Genomic DNA, 17431 nt, shown 5'->3' on the forward strand with positions numbered 1-17431 from the left:
TCGATCGGACCCGGCCCGCATGTTTCTGGAAATGGCCTTTCCCTTGGAAGAGCAAATGGTCTCTGTCAATAGGGAGCCTGAAAAGGCGCGTCACTGAGAAGTTGGAGAGCACAAAGTTTCCAATGATTGCGCGATCAGCAAACAAACTCTTTCAAGATGTTCCTCTGCGATGTGATTCTGGGACTCCAGCATCCAAACATTCTGCGACTCAAAACGGCGGCCTGTAGACGATGCACGCGCGCGGGTCGGTGAATGTCCTTATGAGGCTCCGATTTACGTGTCAAAGCCCACGCTAAGGCGGCATGTCGATTTCGTATGGCCGTTGATTGGCGCTCAAAGCCGCGGCTTCGGCGGACTGCAGGCAATTCCGAAGCGACCGTGATCCAGGCGAGCGAAACAGGAAAGATGCGCCGGCGCTCGCACGGCTGCCGCACACTCCAGAATGCGGATGACCTGTCCACCATCTCCGCGTGCGTCGCCTCCTGAGCTACTATCCGAGTAGAAAACAGGTTCGACGCCTCGGGGTGCGATGTTCAGAAGGAGCCGAGCGACCTCTTCAGCCGGATCGTGCGTGTAGCCGGCGAAAATCAGTTGGTTCAGCTTGCCGGCCTGTTCTTCTAAATCGCGCTCACGATTTGCGGATAGTAATGGCCGTGAGTGGCGACCCACCAGGATGCGGTGTCATTTTTGATCCGACCGGCGCAGTGTAGAGATAAGCACCGTAGGCACGCACAACTTTGGTCATTTCGTTGTCAAGAGCATGCTGCGTGAATGGATGCCAAGTTGGTCACCTCTTGTTTGGCATCAAGGCCCGAAATCGCCGGGGATAAACGAGCCCTTGAAGACAGCCTGCAGGTTGTCTGCTGTCAGAGGAGAAATCCAGGGAAGCCGTCCTAACCAACGCACCCGCGTGATTTCACAAATTGCGCTCTCAGTTTCAGAATTTCTTTCCCCGATGAATGCGATCCCAAGAAGTTCGATCTGGCGCTTTCGCAAGGCCTCTATCGACAGCAGAGAGTGATTGATGGTCCTGAGTTGCGTGCGGGCGCAAAGCACGACGGGAAGCCGCCACCGCTCGAAGACGTCGATGTAAAGTGCGCTGGAATGCAGCGGCACCATCAGCCCGCCGACGCCTTCGATGATGAGAGGTCGCTCCCCGGCATCCGGCACCACGAGCGAATCGGGATCGATGCGAATTGCGTCTATTTCGGCGGAATGATGCGGGGAAGCGGGCGTTCTAAGACGGTAACGCTCCGGAATGATCCGATCGGTCGACAGACCGCCCAGTCGGGCGACCAGCTGGCTGTCGGTCTCTTCTTTAAGACCGGCCTGAATTGGTTTCCAATAATTCGCGCCGAGCAGATGGGCAAGGCCTGCCGAAAAGACAGTTTTTCCGATCCCAGTATCTGTGCCGGTCACCACGATCCGCTGACTCATCGGGACCCGCCCCTCGTCTCCTCAGTGAGCGCATCGAGCATCGCACGTAACCTCATGCTCTTCGACGTTGAGCGTCAGCAAAATTACCATATAGGGCGGGATCTGCGAGTTCGCAGGTCTCTTCTCGCCTCGCGCCACCATCTCCAGATGCGTGAACGCGACAAGCTTCGCCAGGTGCTGTTGGCGCTCCGCCTCCTCCTGCAGGATCAACAGAGCCTCGCGTACGGCCAACGCTATTAACGAAGGGGCGGTCGCGAAAACAAACGGGCAACAGAAATTGATTATGAAGTCGCGCAGCACGCCGGAGGCGGTGACAAGTGCGCCGGCAGCTCGCAGCGCCTTACCGCAGGCATGAACAACGAGGAGATTCTCGCGTCCTTCATTGGGCGCTGTGAGCCCTCGTCCCTTCTCGCCGCAAACACCGGTGGCATGCACCTCGCCCACAACCAAGAACGCATCGTGTCGGTCCGCGATCGTGAGCAACTCTTCAAGCGGTGGTAAATCGCTATCCACGCTGTAAAGGCTCGCGACTACGATCCAGACCTGCCCCGCTCCGCCCGCGGCACGCCAGTCGCGCGTTTCGCTCTCAATAGCCTGCGGATAGTTATGTGCGCAGATTCTGAAAGCGGCTCGGCCAGCTCGCGCCCCTTCATGAGTACTGGCGTGAACCAGAGACTCAAGGACAAGCAGACCGTGCCGTTGCGGCAGCATTGTCAGCACTGGAAAACTTGCGAAATAGCCACCGCCGATGAAGAGCGCGGTCTGCGCCCCGAAGAGCCGCGCGGCTTCTGTCTGGAGGCATTCCTGCTCCTCGCAGTTACCGCGCAGAAGCCGTGGTCCGCTGGCTCCGATCGGAGCACCGGCTTCCTGGGCGGTCAGAATGGCCTTTTCCATGCGCGGCACGCTTGCCAGGGCCAGATAATCGCTTGATGAAAAGTCGGTCCCGATGCGCGGCATGACACCGCGCAGGCGATCGTCTTCTTTAAGCGCATCCAAGCCTGCCACATAGCTGGCCGATTTAGCGGCAATGACGGAACTCATTCTTCACTCGCTGAGCAACGATGGACGCCGCAAAACTTCAACTGGCGGCGAAAAATCGGACCGTTTGAATTCAAACCGGCAGGATGCGATTTTCTCGATCAACCAGCACGATGCGCGGCCTGAAGATTTTTGCATCCTCCTCGTCAAATGACGCGTATGCGACGATACTTATCTTATCTCCGGGCATCGCCAGTCGGGCCGCCGCACCGTTCACGTCTACGGTGCCGGATCCTTGTGGCGCTTCTGTCACAAACGTTGCAAAGCGTGCCCCCGTCTCAAGATTGTAGAGTTCGACGCGTTCGTTGATCAGGATACCGGCCGCGTCCAGGAGCCCGCGATCAATCGAGATCGAGCCTTCATAGTGCAGGTCGGCTTCAGTTACCGAGGCGCAATGAATCGTTCCCTTCATCAAGACAATTTGCATTTTTCACCTACGCTGATCGCTTGCGCGCAGCACCTCTATCGGTTTGACAAAGCCAAGCGAAGTCCACGTTGTGATTGTAAAAGTCGAGGCCGGCGTCGGCGAGCCGTGCGGCTTGGTTTGGCGTGAGCATGCCGAGCGTTACGCACGTCTTCATGACAACACGTTTAATGGCGTCAATCGCGCCGCAGACCTGATCGAGATCGCGGTCCTTTGGACTGCGCCAGGCCGCGGCCATGCAGAAGCGAGTCGCCCGGCGGCCTTGGCGTGCTGCGCGGCGGCGACCACATCCGCGCGATCCATCAAGCGAGTCGCCTTCAGGCCAGTGTCGTAATGCACGCCCTGTGCGCAGTAGGCGCAGTCTTCAGAACAACCGTCGGTCTTGACCCTGAGCGAGCTTGCGGTTTCGACGTGGTTTGGACCAAAATTGTCGCGATGAACGTGCTGGCCGTGAAATAGGAGGTCGGCAAGTGGCAGCGCGTAGAGCTCCCCCGCCTCGGCACGTTCCCAGTCGCGGCCGACCGGCGCGCCGTTGCGGCCGCGATTGCCTTCGACTTCCTCAGCCCCCCAAGACTTTCGCTCAATCATATAGTCGACACCATCGTGCGTAGCTCTGCAAAGCAACACTCTTGCCCGGTATCAAACGAGAATTGTCGCCGAGTTTCGCCGGGATGGCGCTCATATCAGGCTCATAGCCGCCTCTCACGCAGGATTCCCTCGCACCATCGAGGAACGCGCAACAACACTGCTCAGCGCCTCTCACTCAGGCAACTAGCCGATGCGTACCGTGGTTGCGCTCCATAGGATCCTTTCCTAATATTAATGTGTTTGGCCGCGCGCCATATATAACGGATTCACGGACCTGCTCTATTCGTCCCCGGACGATTCCTCGCTGGTGTGGTTACGCACGTCGCATTCCGCACAATAAACGGTGTTCGGACGAGCCACTTGTGTGAGCGTTGCCTCCCGCCGCCTGGAGCAGCGGGTTGGGCTCTGGGCGCAGAGTGGTGACCCGCACGCCGTTGGCGGGCCTGTGCACCATTAGGTCACCTAGGCTCCATCGACGGTGTGCTCCCCGCCTGTAGGAGCAGCAAAGTACTTTGCCGCCGCTCGACTTAAACACCGTCGGGCTCCGGCCGTCTCAAGCGGCAAATCTGTTTGCGCAGATGAGTGCGATCTCATAACGGATTTCGCCGCGCCGTCCCAAACAGGTCTTTGACGAGGGACATTTCGTCCCAGCTTGGAGATGGCGTCGCGCCGACACCGAGACATGCTCCCATCCCGGACGAACGAAGCCGATGATCTTGAGGCGGCAGCCACAAGGCCCCTGCAGGAAGAAGTGAGCGGAAGGACCAGATCCTGGTTCGGTAGCGAATCGGCCACCGCCGACGCGCCCTGCCTCGAGTCTTTCTACAATTTGCTTCCTCACGCGTTCCTCCTTGCTTCCGCCGATAGAGTTGACGCCGGCACCGCTCGTGTCCTCTGATTGATATATCGAGCGGTTGCTACCCCGGCGTGGGCAGTCCCAATTACTCCTGATCATCTGCACCGAACTTATCTGGATGACGAACATCGGTTCCCTCAGGAATCGTCCACCGGACAGCTCTTTGTGGTAGGTCTTTCGATATGATTTTCGCTTGGATCTTCTCGTCATGCGTGACTTCGTTGCGAACTTGCCTCATGCAGACGATCCGCGCAGACATCTCCGATGGTTTGGCTACGCAAGCCAGCCAGCAGGAGTTTCTGCTCGCCGCTTCGCCTTAATAAGCCGCAACGTTATGGCGTTGAGCTATCCGTGTGTTTGGTCCAAGACCCCAGAGCTCGACTGAAACGCCTCACGCCCAAAATGGTGGCGGAAGCCAATTCGCGTGGCCTGATCCGGTGAACCGGTTACTTTGTCACCCAAAGACACGTCGCCAGTTTCAGCAAATGATGCAAAGCGACGCCAAATGCTTCGCCAGTTCGTCGAGCGAGAGGCTTGTAATTTCGCTCTTGCGACGATCAGACGGTGGGCTTTCATCTCATGCCTTCCCATGTCCAGCGGTTAGCCAGCTTGACGCCTGAGCCACCGTCAACGCGTCATCTAAGTGGCCGGCCACCCTGACTCACAAGCGATTCGCGGCCAGAGGCTCGGACGCGCTGACCGCACTTTTGAGCAGCCTCGCTCATTGGCGTTACAGATCAGGGCGTTTGCCCTAGAGTCGTGCGACGGCCGAGGCTTGCGCTGCGATCACAACGCCTTGACCTTCGATGCAACCGTTCGCTCCGGCGGGGATCAGAACTGCCCGTCAACCGCACTTCTTTGCCGCTTCTCCGCGCGGCGAGCCAGCTTATCATATTCCTTGGCGATCCTGAGGAGCCTGCGTCTGGATGTGTCGTCCTTGAGCGACTCCGCTTTTACTCGCGTCGCTTCCGCACGGCCTCGCCAATGTTTGGCGTCGGAGAATGGCTTCTTCTGCTTCATGCAAAAGACGATGCAATTTTTAGATCAAGAGAATGCGACACATGCCCTACGTAGGATCCCGTAGGTTGGCTTGCGCAAAAGCACCTCATTTGCCGTCATCTGCCGCCCGCTCTGTCAATGTCTGAGATGCGACAAACGACTCGTAGTAGACGCAAGCGCGTCGAGTAAGCTTGACTGCGGTCTTCTTGGTCGAGAACGCCCGCCTGGAAACACCACGCCAACACAAAATGACAGTGCAGATTGGACTCGTTAGTGGTCCGCGTCAGATCGCGTGCCAAATGCGCGAGTCTCGACATAAGGGTTGAATCGGACGTAGCGTCAGATTGTAAGGTCTTCAATGCAGCTGGCGACCGCGCCTGGCCGTACAACAGCGTCCGGGCGACCAATTGAGAATGTGTCATTTTGAGCTCAGATTGCAAAACGCCCGCGATGCCTTGAAACGCCTCAGTGAAGTCGTCTCGGCGAATCATTGCAAGATCTCGCGATGAAACGGGGAGTGCAGGAGAACCGGATGCTAAGATCGGAGCAGCATCGCCTCGTGGTGATTGCCGATTTGAGATATTGCTCATGGTGGAGGTCGCCTTCCGGAGATCAGCGCTTCGCTGCTCAGAGTGGAATGGAAGTTGGAGGCCATGCAGCTGGTTGTGATCCGCCTCCCGCGAACCTGTAAATGGCTTGCTCGCCCCGAAACGGAGCAGCTGTAGGCATACACGTTGGCACAGTGTTTGGTACGCATCTCCTATCGCGACAACTTCGTCATGCCTGGCTGCAATGATTGGGCCATCGTACGAATGCTGGTCGGATTATGAGCTGGCTCAGAGCTTGCTGAGCAATCTCAGGAGGGTTCAGGCCTTAGGATTACCAACCCCTCCTCATTATACGCATCGAGCGCTCAAGCAGCCCGACTGCATGCCTGCCTCATTCGGCGCCCAGCGATCGGCCCTTTCGAACAGGTCGCATGTCCGAGGCGGCCATCCTATGGCCCGGCTCGCCGCGCGAGTTGAGCAAGCAGAGACAGTGGAACGGCTTCTCGGTCCCGACGGGTCGCTTGCCACCTGGCCGCGTCGCTATTCCACTGGTCGCACCCAAGCAGTGGAGCGACGCCCGACGAAGTCGACCGAAATCCGCCGGATTACAAACTTTCGTATAGTCCTTCAAAACCGTTTCGATGTGGAACGTTTACCTCCGTACAGTTGAGCGATCGATGCAATGTCTATACACGTCCAGAATTCGGTGCTTCTTGAGCGTGACCCTTCCGCATCGGAGGCCGACGCGATTAAAGGTCGTCGATCGCGGGACGACATTAACATGCGCAGAGAAACGATTTGTCAAACCAAGCGAGCAAACGGCCGGTCGCTCTTATCACCGGCGTGACCGGCCAGGACGGGGCCTATCTCGCTGAATACCTGCTGTCGCTCGGCTATGTCGTGCACGGCATCAAGCGGCGCTCGTCCTCGTTCAACACCGCGCGGGTCGATCATCTCTACCAAGACCCGCATGTCGGCAAGGTGCCGTTCCTGATGCACTACGGCGACATGACGGATTCGACCAATCTGATCCGCCTCGTGCAGCAAATCCGGCCGACCGAGATCTACAATCTCGCGGCCCAAAGCCACGTCGCCGTCAGCTTCGAAAGCCCCGAATACACCGCCAACGCCGACGGCATCGGCGTGCTGCGCCTGCTGGAGGCGATTCGCGTCCTCGGCATGGAGAAGGAGACGCGGTTCTACCAGGCCTCGACCTCCGAGCTTTACGGCCTCGTGCAGGAGATCCCGCAGAAGGAGACCACGCCGTTCTATCCGCGCTCGCCTTACGGCGTGGCAAAGCTCTATGGCTACTGGATTACGGTGAACTACCGCGAGGCCTACGGCATGTTTGCCTCCAACGGCATCCTGTTCAACCACGAGAGCCCGATCCGCGGCGAGACCTTCGTCACCCGCAAGATCACGCGCGCTGTCGCCCGCATCGAGGTCGGCCTCGAACAGACGCTCTATCTCGGCAATCTCTCCGCCAAGCGGGACTGGGGCCACGCGCGCGACTATGTCGAGGGCATGCACAAGATCCTGCAGGCCGACAAACCCGATGATTTCGTGCTCGCCACCGGCGAGATGCACTCGGTGCGAGAGATGGTCGAGCTGTCGTTCGCGCAAGTCGGCCGCCGCATCGAATGGCGGGGCCAAGGCGTCGACGAGACCGGAATCGATGCCAAGAGCGGCAAGACGGTGGTGAAGATCGATCCCACTTACTTTCGCCCAAGCGAGGTCGATCTCCTCGTCGGCGATGCCACCAAGGCGCGCGAGGTGCTCGACTGGACACCGAAGCGGAGTTTTGCGGAACTCGTCGCCGAGATGGTGGCGAGCGATCTGGCGGAGGCAAAACGGAATGGGGCCAATGGCAAACGTACCGTTTGAGCTCAACGGCAAGAGCGTCTACATCGCCGGCCATCGCGGCATGGTCGGCAGCGCGCTAGTACGCCGGCTCGCGCGAGAGGATGTGAAGCTCTTGACGGTTGACCGGAGCGAGGTCGATCTCTGCAACCAGGCCGCCGTGGTCAACTGGTTTGCGAGGACGCGGCCGCAAGTCGTGTTCCTTGCCGCTGCAAAAGTCGGCGGCATCGTCGCCAACGCGACGCTGCGCGCCGAGTTCATTTACGAGAACATCGCGATCGCGGCCAATGTGATCCATGCCGCGCATCAAAACGGTGCCGAGAAGCTGATGTTCCTCGGCTCGTCCTGCATCTATCCGAAGCTGGCCGCCCAACCGCTAAGCGAGGACTTCGTGCTGACCGGCCCGCTGGAGCCGACCAACGAGCCTTATGCAATTGCAAAAATCGCCGGAATCAAGATGGCGGAGGCCTATCGTAGACAGTACGGGTGCGACTTCATCAGCGTCATGCCGACCAATCTTTACGGGCCCGGCGACAATTATCACCCCGAAATGAGCCACGTGGTCGCGGCCCTGATCCGGCGCTTCCATGAGGCCAAGGTTTCGGGCGCAAAAAGCGTCGTAGTTTGGGGCACCGGCACGCCGCGGCGCGAGTTCCTCTATGTCGACGACATGGCCGATGCATGCGTGCATTTGATGAAGACCTATTCGAGCGCGGAGCTGATCAACATCGGCACCGGCGAGGACATCACCATTGAGGAGTTTGCCCGCATCGTCGCCGAAGTCGTCGGCTACATCGGGGAAATCAGTTTCGATACCTCCCGGCCCGACGGCACGCCGCGCAAGCTGCTCGACGTCAGCCGTCTCGCGAGCCTCGGCTGGCGCGCGAGGACATGGCTTACACATGGAATGCGGCAGGCCTACCAGGCCTTCTTGGCGGCACCGGCTACATCGGACAAAAGGAGAGAAACATGCAGCTGCTAGCCGCTGATGGCGCTCATTTTTCGGTTTCAGAAAGTTGCTTTAGGATCTTCCGGCGAATTCGACCGGGCTCCGGTGTTGCTTGGAACTCGCGTACCGCCGGGTGACGCGTGCCCGATGGAGGGCAGGCACGGGCTAGACTGGCCGATAGCTATGGCGAGCGAATTGGTTAGGCGAGCCTTGCGGGACGCTTTGTTTTGAACTCGAGGTAAACTGATTAGCATGTGCGGAATTGTCGGCATCTTGGGGCGCGGTCCGGTCGCGGATCGACTCATCGATTCACTTAAGCGACTGGAATATCGCGGCTACGACTCAGCAGGCATTGGAACGCTCAAGGGAGATCATATCGAGCTTCGGCGCGCCGAGGGCAAGCTGAGGAACCTTGAGGCACGCGTTCGCTGCCATCCGCTCTCAGGCCATGTCGGGATCGGGCATACGCGCTGGGCTACTCATGGCAAGCCGACCGAGCACAATGCTCATCCGCATGCAACGGACAATGTTGCAGTGGTCCATAACGGCATTATCGAGAATTTTCGCGAGCTGCGCGCGGAGCTGAAACAGTATGGCGCCTGTTTCGCTTCTGAAACAGACACCGAGGTGGTGGCGCATCTTATCGACTCTCATCTGAAAAAAGGCTGCTCACCGCAGGACGCGGTAAAAGCGTCGCTGCCGAGGCTAGTGGGCGCGTTTGCGCTTGCAATCCTGTTCAAGGGTCAACACGACCTCATGATCGGCGCCCGGAAGGGCTCACCGCTTGCGATCGGCCATGGCGAAGGCGAAATGTATCTCGGATCGGATGCTATCGCGCTTGCGCCCCTTACCGACTTGATCACCTATCTTGAGGACGGCGATTGGGCCGTGCTCAACCGCAACTTCAGCGTGGTTTACGACGCACAAGGCGCGGTCGCCCGCCGCGAGGTGGTGAAATCTGGCGCGTCGTCGGTTCTCGTCGACAAAGCAAACTACCGCCACTTCATGGCCAAGGAAATCCACGAACAGCCAGAGGTGATCGGGCAGACGCTGGCGCATTACGTCGATATCGCCACCGAGAGCGTGGCGCTGCCGCAGGAGCTTCCGTTTGATTTCAACGAGATCGGACATATCTCGATCACGGCTTGCGGTACGGCAGGCTATGCCGGCCATATCGCCAAATACTGGTTCGAGCGGCTGGCTCGTATTCCGGTCGAGCTCGATGTCGCCTCCGAATTTCGCTATCGTGAGGCACCGATGCGCAAGGGAGATCTTGCTATCTTCATCTCGCAGTCCGGCGAGACGGCCGATACGCTGGCCGCGCTCCGCTATGCCAAATCGCAAGGCCTGCATACGCTCTCGATCGTGAACGTTCTGAGTTCGACCATTGCGCGCGAAAGCGGGACCGTGTTGCAGACACTCGCCGGACCTGAAATCGGCGTTGCCTCGACCAAGGCGTTCACATGCCAGCTTGTCGTCCTGGCGGCGCTTGCGGTCGCTGCCGGCAAGGCGCGGGGTGAATTGTCGGAGAGCGACGAGGTCGATCTCGTGCGAGCGCTGATCGAAATTCCCCGGCTAGTGATAGCGGCGCTTGGCAGCGAGCCGCAGATTGAGAAGCTCGCACGCGACATCGCCAAATCACGTGACGTGCTATATCTTGGTCGCGGCACCTCGTTTCCACTGGCGCTGGAAGGGGCCCTGAAGCTGAAGGAAATCTCCTATATTCACGCCGCTGGCTATGCGGCCGGAGAGCTCAAGCACGGCCCCATCGCCTTGGTCGACGAGAGCGTTCCCGTCATCGTCATCGCTCCTTGCGACCGGCTCTTCGAAAAGACCACCTCGAACATGCAGGAGGTCGCCGCACGCGGCGGCAAGATTATCTTGATAACGGACGCTTGCGGCGCCGCGGAGGTGTCCATGGATACACTCGCGACGATCGTGCTGCCGGAAATGGGGACGACATTTACGCCCATTGTCTATGCCATTCCGGTGCAGCTCCTGGCCTATCACACGGCCAACTTCATGGGCACGGACGTCGACCAACCGCGAAATCTTGCGAAATCGGTTACCGTCGAATGAGCCAAGGCCAATTGCCGAAATTATGCCGGAAACGTCAGGCGCTTACAGGTTGGTCGATCGTGCCCTGATGGCAGATTCGCGGCCATCAAACGCACTCGGCTGGCGTGAGATTTTCTCCGGAACCGGCCATTTCAAACGAGAGGAACCTCGCCATGTCACCACCGTCCATTGGGCACGCGTCAAATGCCAAATCGCGCATTGGCGCCATCTTACGTGCGACGAGCGGCAACTTCCTCGAGCAGTTCGACTTCTTCTTGTTTGGGTTCTACGCCAGTGCCATCGGAAACGCATTCTTTCCATCAGGAAGCGAAACGGCCTCACTGCTTAACACTTTCGGTGTGTTCTGGCTGGGTGCCTTGATGCGACCTGTTGGCGCGATCGTGCTTGGAGCCTATATTGACCAGATTGGCCGTCGGCAAGGCCTGATGATCACGCTTTCGATCATGGCCATTGGCACCATCATCATCGCCTTTTGTCCCGGCTATGCGACGATCGGCATTGCCGCACCCGTGATCGTGCTGTTCGGACGGCTGTTGCAGGGATTTTCTGCCGGGGTTGAGGTTGGCGGCGTTTCCGTCTACCTCTCCGAGATTGCCACTCCGGGCAACCGCGGTTTTTACACATCGTTTCAGTCCTCGAGCCAGCAGGTTGCGATCTTTGTCGCGGCTCTTATCGGATATTTTTTGAGCGAAGCACTTCCGGCCGAAATGGTTGCCTCCTGGGGCTGGCGGATCCCGTTCTTCCTTGGCTGCTTGATCGTTCCGCTTATTTTCTTCCTGCGCCGGACACTGGAGGAAACTCCGGAGTTTCTGGTCATGAAGAACCACCCAACGGCCCGCCAGGTCTTCGCCTCCACAGTTGCGAACTGGCGCATTGTCATTCTCGGCATGATGATCGCGATGCTGACGACTACGACCTTCTATTTCGTCACGGTGTACACGCCTACATTCGGCAAGCACGTATTGCAGCTGTCGTCGCGGAACACGCTCTTGGTAACGCTTTTGGTCGCCGTGACGAACTTCATCTGGAACCCAATTGGCGGGGCGATTTCAGACAAAATCGGCCGGAAGCCGATCTTGCTGACGATTGCCGGCCTCGCCTTGGTGACCGTATATCCGGCGTTGTCTTGGCTCGTGACCGACCCAAGCTTTGGCAAGATGCTGGTGGTGGAGATGATATTCTCGTTCTACTTTGGGACCTATAGCGGCGCCATGTTGGGCGCTCTAGTCGAAATCGTGCCGAAGCACGTTCGCACAACCTGCTTTTCTTTGGCCTTCGCACTCGCCGCAGCTCTCTTTGGCACGTTGACGCCGTTCGCATCGACTTGGCTGATCCATCGGACCGACGACAAGGCTTCGCCAGGTTTTTGGCTGATGTTTGCAGCTTTGCTCGGCATCATCGCCGCGCTGACGATTTATCCAGGAAGCACAAAAAGAGTTGCGAAACCGTCGAGACCCGAGCGGTCTAACAGGGCCGTAACCGCGCAATTTGCCACGCATTAGCACGCGCCCCCACGGGGACGTTAACGGCCCGAGACCGCACCGAACTTGGTGCGTGACTGCCCTTGCGGTGATCTCACGGTGGTGCGCGACCGACTCTGCCGGTCACGGTTCTTCCTGTGCGATCGCGGGCAGTATCGGGACGAGCTGGCGCTGATGTTGACCGGGAGTGGCTGAGCATTATCAGCTAACCCCGGTTCCGTCTGTCGTCGAAGGGCACGATGATAATGCCCGCACGTTGCAGTCACGCGAAACACTCAGATCTCGCGCGAGGGGACATATCCCTCGCGCGAGCTCCGCGCAGCGAATTCGGCGGGGTACTCTGTACGGCTGCCACACAAACTGAACGGCCACCTCGTCAGGCTGCATGAATTTCCCGAGCGAACCGGTGTCTCGCACCACGAGAGGTCTGGTATGTGGATCAGATACCGGCCGCTCGGCGCTCAGATCCACAAGTCGGATGTTCACCCTTTTTATGTATTTCGAGAGGAGCGGCCGAAAGGTCGATGCTGCCTCGCGAAATCGAGCGACGGGCCAATGCATGACCACGACCCAGGCCATCGCTGGCTCTGCTCGATCGGCCGCGACTTCACGCGCCGGTCGCTTGTGCGGACGAGGTACCGCGCGCGAGCTGTGCGAGCTCCTCCTCAAGCATAGGGTTGCGCTTGAACATGGCCTCGATCAATGCTTGCGCCGGCTGCTCGGCCGCCTCCACCCACGTCGCCTTCTCCGCGCGCGCGGCGGGCGCGAAAACACGTTTGACCACCGTCGGAGACCCCCTCAGACCGCATTTGGCCATGTCATCCACGCCAGCATTTTGGGCGCTCCACTTTACGATTGTGGCACGGGCGGCGCGCAGCGCATCTATCATTGCACCGCGGCGAATTTGATTGGTTGCCTCCAACATGCTGACCAGACACGGCAGCTTGGAACGCAACACCTGGACGCCGCCTTCGCAGCGCCGTTCCGCCTCGATTGTGCGTGCTTTGAAGTCCAACGCTTTGATTGTGGAGACGTACGTAAGCTGCTGGACCCCGAGCCTCTTTGCGATGCCAGGCCCCACCTGCGCCGTATCGCCGTCGATCGTCTGCTTGCCTGTGAATATGACGTCCGGCGGGCCATATTCCCTCCCGATATTGCGAACGGCGCACGCCAGCGCGTAACTCGTCGCCAGCGTATCGGAGCCCGCGAAACTACGATCGGTGAGCAGGACAGCGCGATCGGCACCAAATGTCAGTGCCTTTCGGAGAGATTCTTCGGCCGACGGTGGCCCCATTGTGAGGACGGTAATTTCGCCGCCGAACCTAGCTCGTAGGTCGAGCGCAGCTTCCAGTGCGAAGAGATCATATGGGTTGATGATTGTCGGCACGCCCTGGCGCATGATCGTATTGGTAACAGGGTGCACGCGGATTTGCGCGGAGTCGGGGACCTGTTTGATGCAGACGATGCTGTGCATTACTTCTCCTAGGATGCTGAGCCGGCTCCCGACGAGCAGCAAATGTCATACCACCCCAGGCATTTCGCCGATGAGGAAGGCATGCAAAGACTGACGGCGACTCGGTTGTCGCAACTACGACGGCTTGAGCATGGGCGCGTCTTGAGCTGATCTGAGTTACGGGCAGCAACGGAGCCGCAGCAATCACGCGCCGGTTTCACGCCAAGCCAGTTTTCAGGGGGAATACGTTGCAAACAGACGATGACAAAGCCCGCCGACGCGAAGACGCCCTACACTTCACCGGCGAGCGTATCCCAACCAAGGCATGAGGCTAGTATTCGTATCATGCATTTTAACTGGCAACCGCCTCTTCCCACGCTCTCCTATCCCAGTCGGACGAGCGCGAGAGAGGAGCGGCCCGACGCTTTAGAAGCGCTTGATCTCGATACCGTGTCTTCGCAAGGCATAGCCAATCTGGCGCGGGGTTAGTCCAAGCAGGCGCGCCGCTTTTGCCTGTACCCACCCGGATCTTTCCATGGCTGCGATGACGCGCTCGCGATCGGTGAGTTTCGCAGCACCCACCGCGGGTCGCCCCGGTGGCCCTAGCGGTGTCAGCTCGCTGCTGACCGGCTGAACGGCTGTTATAGCTTCTGGAGGCGGCATGCTCAACCTCGCGGGCAGTGAGAAATGGGGGCTCGGCTGTCGTGCCATTTCCTCCGCTCCACACTTCCATAGCATGGCCGACAGGCACTGCCCGTGGCAGCATGCAAAATCATGTCTTACGATCGACGATCCTTGCGCGAGGGTTGCGGTCCGCTGCACGCAGTTCTCGAGCTCGCGGACATTACCGGGAAATTCGCAAATCGTGAGGACCTCAATCGCACTTGAATCGAACACCAGAGCACGTCCGTTTTCATTGTTGAAGTTCTTCAAGAAGCGAGCGGCGAGAAGCGGAATATCAGTGCGTCTTTCGCGCAGCGGGGGCAGTAGCAGAGGAACCACGCTGATGCGGTAGTAGAGATCGGCACGAAACTCCCTCCTTGCCACCGCCTCTTCAAGATTTCTGTTCGTAGCTGCAATCACGCGGACGTCGACTTTGATCGTCTGATTGCCGCCGACCCGCTCGAATTCCTGCTCCTGAAGCACGCGCAGGAGCTTCGCCTGGAACGACGCCGAGATCTCACCGATCTCATCTAGAAACAACGTTCCCTTGTCGGCGAGCTCGAAGCGACCCTTGCGCGCATTGAAAGCACCCGTAAACGCCCCCTTCTCGTGACCGAACAATTCGGATTCTAGCACCGTCTCAGTCAGGGCTGCGCAATTCAGCTTGATAAAGGGGCGTTTGGCCCGCGCTGAATGCTCGTGAATAGCCTTCGCGACCAGCTCTTTTCCGGTACCCGATTCGCCACGCAGCAGAACCGTGCTGTTGGATTTTGCGATCACCTGGACCTTCTCAAGTAACGCGCGGAGCGCCGGGCTGTCGCCAATAATTCCGTCGACTTGAACCTTCTTACGCTCCGGCCCATGAGGCTTTGGTTCGGCCAGCTGCTTCTGCAGCCGGAACTCCTCGTCCATAAGGCGCCTGCGATCGCGCTCAACAATGGAATGCAGCTTCGCGGTCTGGCCCACAAGGCTAGCGACCATGGTCAGCAGGTGGAGGTCGTCATCGAGCTGCGCGCGCATCCCGTTGTCCGCGATACGGTCAATGCTCAGCGTACCCGCAACTTTCTCGTCAATGTCTATGGGAACGCCGATGAATGCAACACGCGTATTACCGGCGGCATCTAGCATCTCGACGTCCGAAGAACTGAAGGCCGAATGCAGCGCTACGTTCTCAACGATGAGCGGCTGCCCCGACGCCACGATTTGATCAATTGCTCCTTGCGGCAAGCGCACCCCGCGGCGCGAATCGCGGTCTTCGTCCCGACCGTCGCCTACGATCATCTGGGGCACGTCGTCATGACCGAAGAGACACACGATTCCGCGGCGCATCTGCACGAGCGATTGCAGACGCTCGATGACGCTCTCCAGCTTGGCTTCGAGCTCGGCTCGGCCGGTCAGCGTGTGCGCCATTTCAAAGATCGTGCTTAGCGATTTCTCTTGCGACGGCACAATATAACCGGAGGGGTCCGCGTCGGAGGTTGAGTTTAGTTTTTCGCGCAGGGAAACGTTGTCCAGCATAACGACTTCTCCGTTCCTTTCTTGATCCTCCCGTGATCTTGATCGGACTTGTTGGACGCGTGTTGCATGCCCCTCGATCTGACATCCGGTTCTCAGGGCGGGGCGAGAGATGACGCCTCTTCATGGCACGTCGGCAGCACCTACAGTGACTAGGTTTGCTGCGTTAATCTTTCAACTCCCTGGCGGATTCGCCCTGGCCAAAATGACTTCCATCCGGGATGGCCCAGATGAACCGGGCTTCGCCAGGGGCGAGTTCATCACAAGTGTTGTCCGCCATTGATCGGGACTTCGGCGCCAGTGACATAACTTGCCGCATCTGAACATAGGAAGAAAATGACCTTGGCGACTTCCTCGGGTGTACCCACTCGGCGAAGTGGGATCTTTGGCACAAGATGCGCTTCCGTGGCAGGCGACAAAATGTCCGTCTTGATTTCTCCGGGCGCGACCGCATTGACGCGAATGCCATGTGAGGCGTAATCGTGCGCCATTTCGCGCGTGAGACAAGCGAGCGCAGCTTTCGAAGTCGCATATGCCGTGCCTGCAAATGGATGCACGCGCGAGCCGGCGATCGAAGTCACATTGACGATCGAGCCTGAAGCCGCTTTTAGCTCATCGAACAGACCTTGGGCGAGCAGGATCGGCGCCACCAGATTGAGGTGGAACACGCTCATCCAGGTATCGACTGAGGTCGCCAGCGACGTCAGCCGGGCACCGTTCGGCATTTTTGGTGACGTTCCGGCATTGTTTACCAGTCCATGCAATGGTGCGCCGGCAAGGCACTCCTTGATCTCGGCAATCACGCGCGGCAGCGTCCGATGGTCGCTCAGGTCGACTTTGATATAGCTGTCGCCCTCTGAATTCCATGGGCAGCGCACCGCGTCGAAGGGTTGGCGCGCGCAAGAAATGACACGCCAACCGGCTTGCGAAAACAATTTTCCGGTGGCACGACCGATGCCGCGCGATGCTCCGGTCAATACCAGCGTCTTCCGCTCACGCAGCAGGCGGCGCGCTCGATCGGCGTGAATTGGACCGCCAAAGTCCGTTTCCGACGATTGAGCTGGGACCGCTTTGTCATTTAGTAGACCCAGATTCACATGCCGCTCCCGTCCGCTTCCCTCGGCTGAGGACTTGGTGCAGGATCCGGGCCAAAGCGATGCAGGGCACATGGGGCAAACCTTTGCGACCCAAATGGCAGGTTCCGAACATCTCGCCTGTTCGCTTTTCGACAATGGCAACGCCCCGGCAATGGCAGGACCATCGCCGTGTTTCCGGGCGCGTTACAAATGCGTGCGGGCTCGATCTTCGAGTCGAGAAGCCGGCGTTTACACCGCGAGCTGACTACATCGCTCTCCCCAGGTGGCCTGAGGCTCATTCGCCAGGGAAGATAGATCAGCTCCCTTTGGCGGAGATCAGGACCGATGCTAGTTCGTGCAATTCCTTCTCGACCGCTGTGCGCGCGCGCACATGCGGCTGTTGATCAATCCGATACGATGGGCCTGGGGTCTTGCTGTTCGCAAGGTCCTACAAAAGGGACGCGA

The 17431-nt window shown here is 58.9% G+C and carries 10 protein-coding genes and 3 pseudogenes; 4 read left to right on the plus strand and 9 right to left on the minus strand.

The features are described 5' to 3' along the window. Positions 1-483: 483 nt before the first annotated feature. The 6 genes and pseudogenes from ABIB91_RS41740 to ABIB91_RS21755 all read right to left on the minus strand — a co-directional run. Positions 484-745, minus strand: a pseudogene (locus tag ABIB91_RS41740) (aminotransferase class III-fold pyridoxal phosphate-dependent enzyme); the annotation flags it as partial. A 59-nt stretch (positions 746-804) separates the two neighbouring features. Continuing rightward, positions 805-1437 (minus strand): dethiobiotin synthase, encoded by a 633-nt coding sequence (gene bioD / locus ABIB91_RS21735; RefSeq protein ID WP_354165398.1) that lies wholly within the window; start codon positions 1435-1437, stop codon positions 805-807. Further along, positions 1434-2478 (minus strand): annotated as a pseudogene (locus tag ABIB91_RS21740) (aminotransferase class I/II-fold pyridoxal phosphate-dependent enzyme). Before ABIB91_RS21740 ends, bioD begins: the two are co-directional and overlap by 4 nt. Before the next feature lie 70 nt (positions 2479-2548). After that, complete coding sequence (panD, locus tag ABIB91_RS21745; protein ID WP_354165391.1) at positions 2549-2902, minus strand: aspartate 1-decarboxylase; 354 nt, start codon at positions 2900-2902, stop codon at positions 2549-2551. Between the two features lie 61 nt (positions 2903-2963). Then, positions 2964-3487, minus strand: a pseudogene (locus ABIB91_RS21750) (radical SAM protein); the annotation flags it as partial. Between the two features lie 1687 nt (positions 3488-5174). Beyond that, the gene (locus ABIB91_RS21755; RefSeq protein ID WP_354165384.1) at positions 5175-5363 is read right to left on the minus strand and encodes a hypothetical protein; all 189 of its coding nucleotides are present in this window, start codon (positions 5361-5363) and stop codon (positions 5175-5177) included. Positions 5364-6688: 1325 nt separating this feature from the next. Here ABIB91_RS21755 and gmd point away from each other — a divergent pair. The 4 genes from gmd to ABIB91_RS21775 all read left to right on the plus strand — a co-directional run bounded on the left by gmd (position 6689) and on the right by ABIB91_RS21775 (position 12280). Beyond that, positions 6689-7774: a GDP-mannose 4,6-dehydratase gene (gene gmd / locus ABIB91_RS21760; RefSeq protein WP_354165377.1), complete on the plus strand. Its 1086-nt coding sequence runs from the start codon at positions 6689-6691 to the stop codon at positions 7772-7774. Further along, a complete protein-coding gene (fcl, locus tag ABIB91_RS21765; protein WP_354165370.1) occupies positions 7755-8732 on the plus strand; it encodes a GDP-L-fucose synthase in 978 nt (325 codons plus the stop codon). The genes gmd and fcl overlap by 20 nt, the downstream gene beginning before the upstream one ends. Positions 8733-8951: 219 nt before the next feature. Further along, positions 8952-10778 (plus strand): glutamine--fructose-6-phosphate transaminase (isomerizing), encoded by a 1827-nt coding sequence (glmS, locus tag ABIB91_RS21770; RefSeq protein WP_354165363.1) that lies wholly within the window; start codon positions 8952-8954, stop codon positions 10776-10778. A gap of 152 nt (positions 10779-10930) precedes the next feature. Next, positions 10931-12280 carry an MFS transporter gene (locus tag ABIB91_RS21775; RefSeq protein WP_354165360.1) on the plus strand — a complete coding sequence of 450 codons (1350 nt, stop codon included), beginning with the start codon at positions 10931-10933 and terminating at the stop codon, positions 12278-12280. Between the two features lie 586 nt (positions 12281-12866). On the opposite strand, the gene ABIB91_RS21780 is transcribed toward ABIB91_RS21775, so the two are convergent. The 3 genes from ABIB91_RS21780 to ABIB91_RS21790 all read right to left on the minus strand — a co-directional run bounded on the left by ABIB91_RS21780 (position 12867) and on the right by ABIB91_RS21790 (position 16987). Then, on the minus strand, positions 12867-13733 hold the full coding sequence (locus ABIB91_RS21780) for an electron transfer flavoprotein subunit beta/FixA family protein (protein WP_354165357.1): 867 nt from the start codon (positions 13731-13733) through the stop codon (positions 12867-12869). A 405-nt stretch (positions 13734-14138) separates the two neighbouring features. Continuing rightward, positions 14139-15893, minus strand: a complete 1755-nt coding sequence (nifA, locus tag ABIB91_RS21785; protein ID WP_354165352.1) for a nif-specific transcriptional activator NifA — start codon at positions 15891-15893, stop codon at positions 14139-14141. 257 nt (positions 15894-16150) lie between these two features. After that, positions 16151-16987, minus strand: coding sequence for an SDR family NAD(P)-dependent oxidoreductase (locus tag ABIB91_RS21790; protein WP_354165349.1), 837 nt, complete (start codon positions 16985-16987; stop codon positions 16151-16153). Positions 16988-17431: the final 444 nt, after the last annotated feature.

The sequence above is a fragment of the Bradyrhizobium sp. JR4.3 genome, from assembly GCF_040547695.1.
Taxonomy (GTDB): Bacteria; Pseudomonadota; Alphaproteobacteria; order Rhizobiales; family Xanthobacteraceae; genus Bradyrhizobium; species Bradyrhizobium canariense.

Coding starts and splice junctions, on each gene's coding strand:
- ABIB91_RS21780 (WP_354165357.1), bottom strand. CDS start 13,733: ATGCACAGCATCGTCTGCATCAAACAGGTCCCCGACTCCGCGCAAATC.
- panD (WP_354165391.1), bottom strand. CDS start 2,902: ATGCAAATTGTCTTGATGAAGGGAACGATTCATTGCGCCTCGGTAACT.
- fcl (WP_354165370.1), top strand. CDS start 7,755: ATGGCAAACGTACCGTTTGAGCTCAACGGCAAGAGCGTCTACATCGCC.
- glmS (WP_354165363.1), top strand. CDS start 8,952: ATGTGCGGAATTGTCGGCATCTTGGGGCGCGGTCCGGTCGCGGATCGA.
- nifA (WP_354165352.1), bottom strand. CDS start 15,893: ATGCTGGACAACGTTTCCCTGCGCGAAAAACTAAACTCAACCTCCGAC.
- ABIB91_RS21775 (WP_354165360.1), top strand. CDS start 10,931: ATGTCACCACCGTCCATTGGGCACGCGTCAAATGCCAAATCGCGCATT.
- ABIB91_RS21755 (WP_354165384.1), bottom strand. CDS start 5,363: ATGAAGCAGAAGAAGCCATTCTCCGACGCCAAACATTGGCGAGGCCGT.
- bioD (WP_354165398.1), bottom strand. CDS start 1,437: ATGAGTCAGCGGATCGTGGTGACCGGCACAGATACTGGGATCGGAAAA.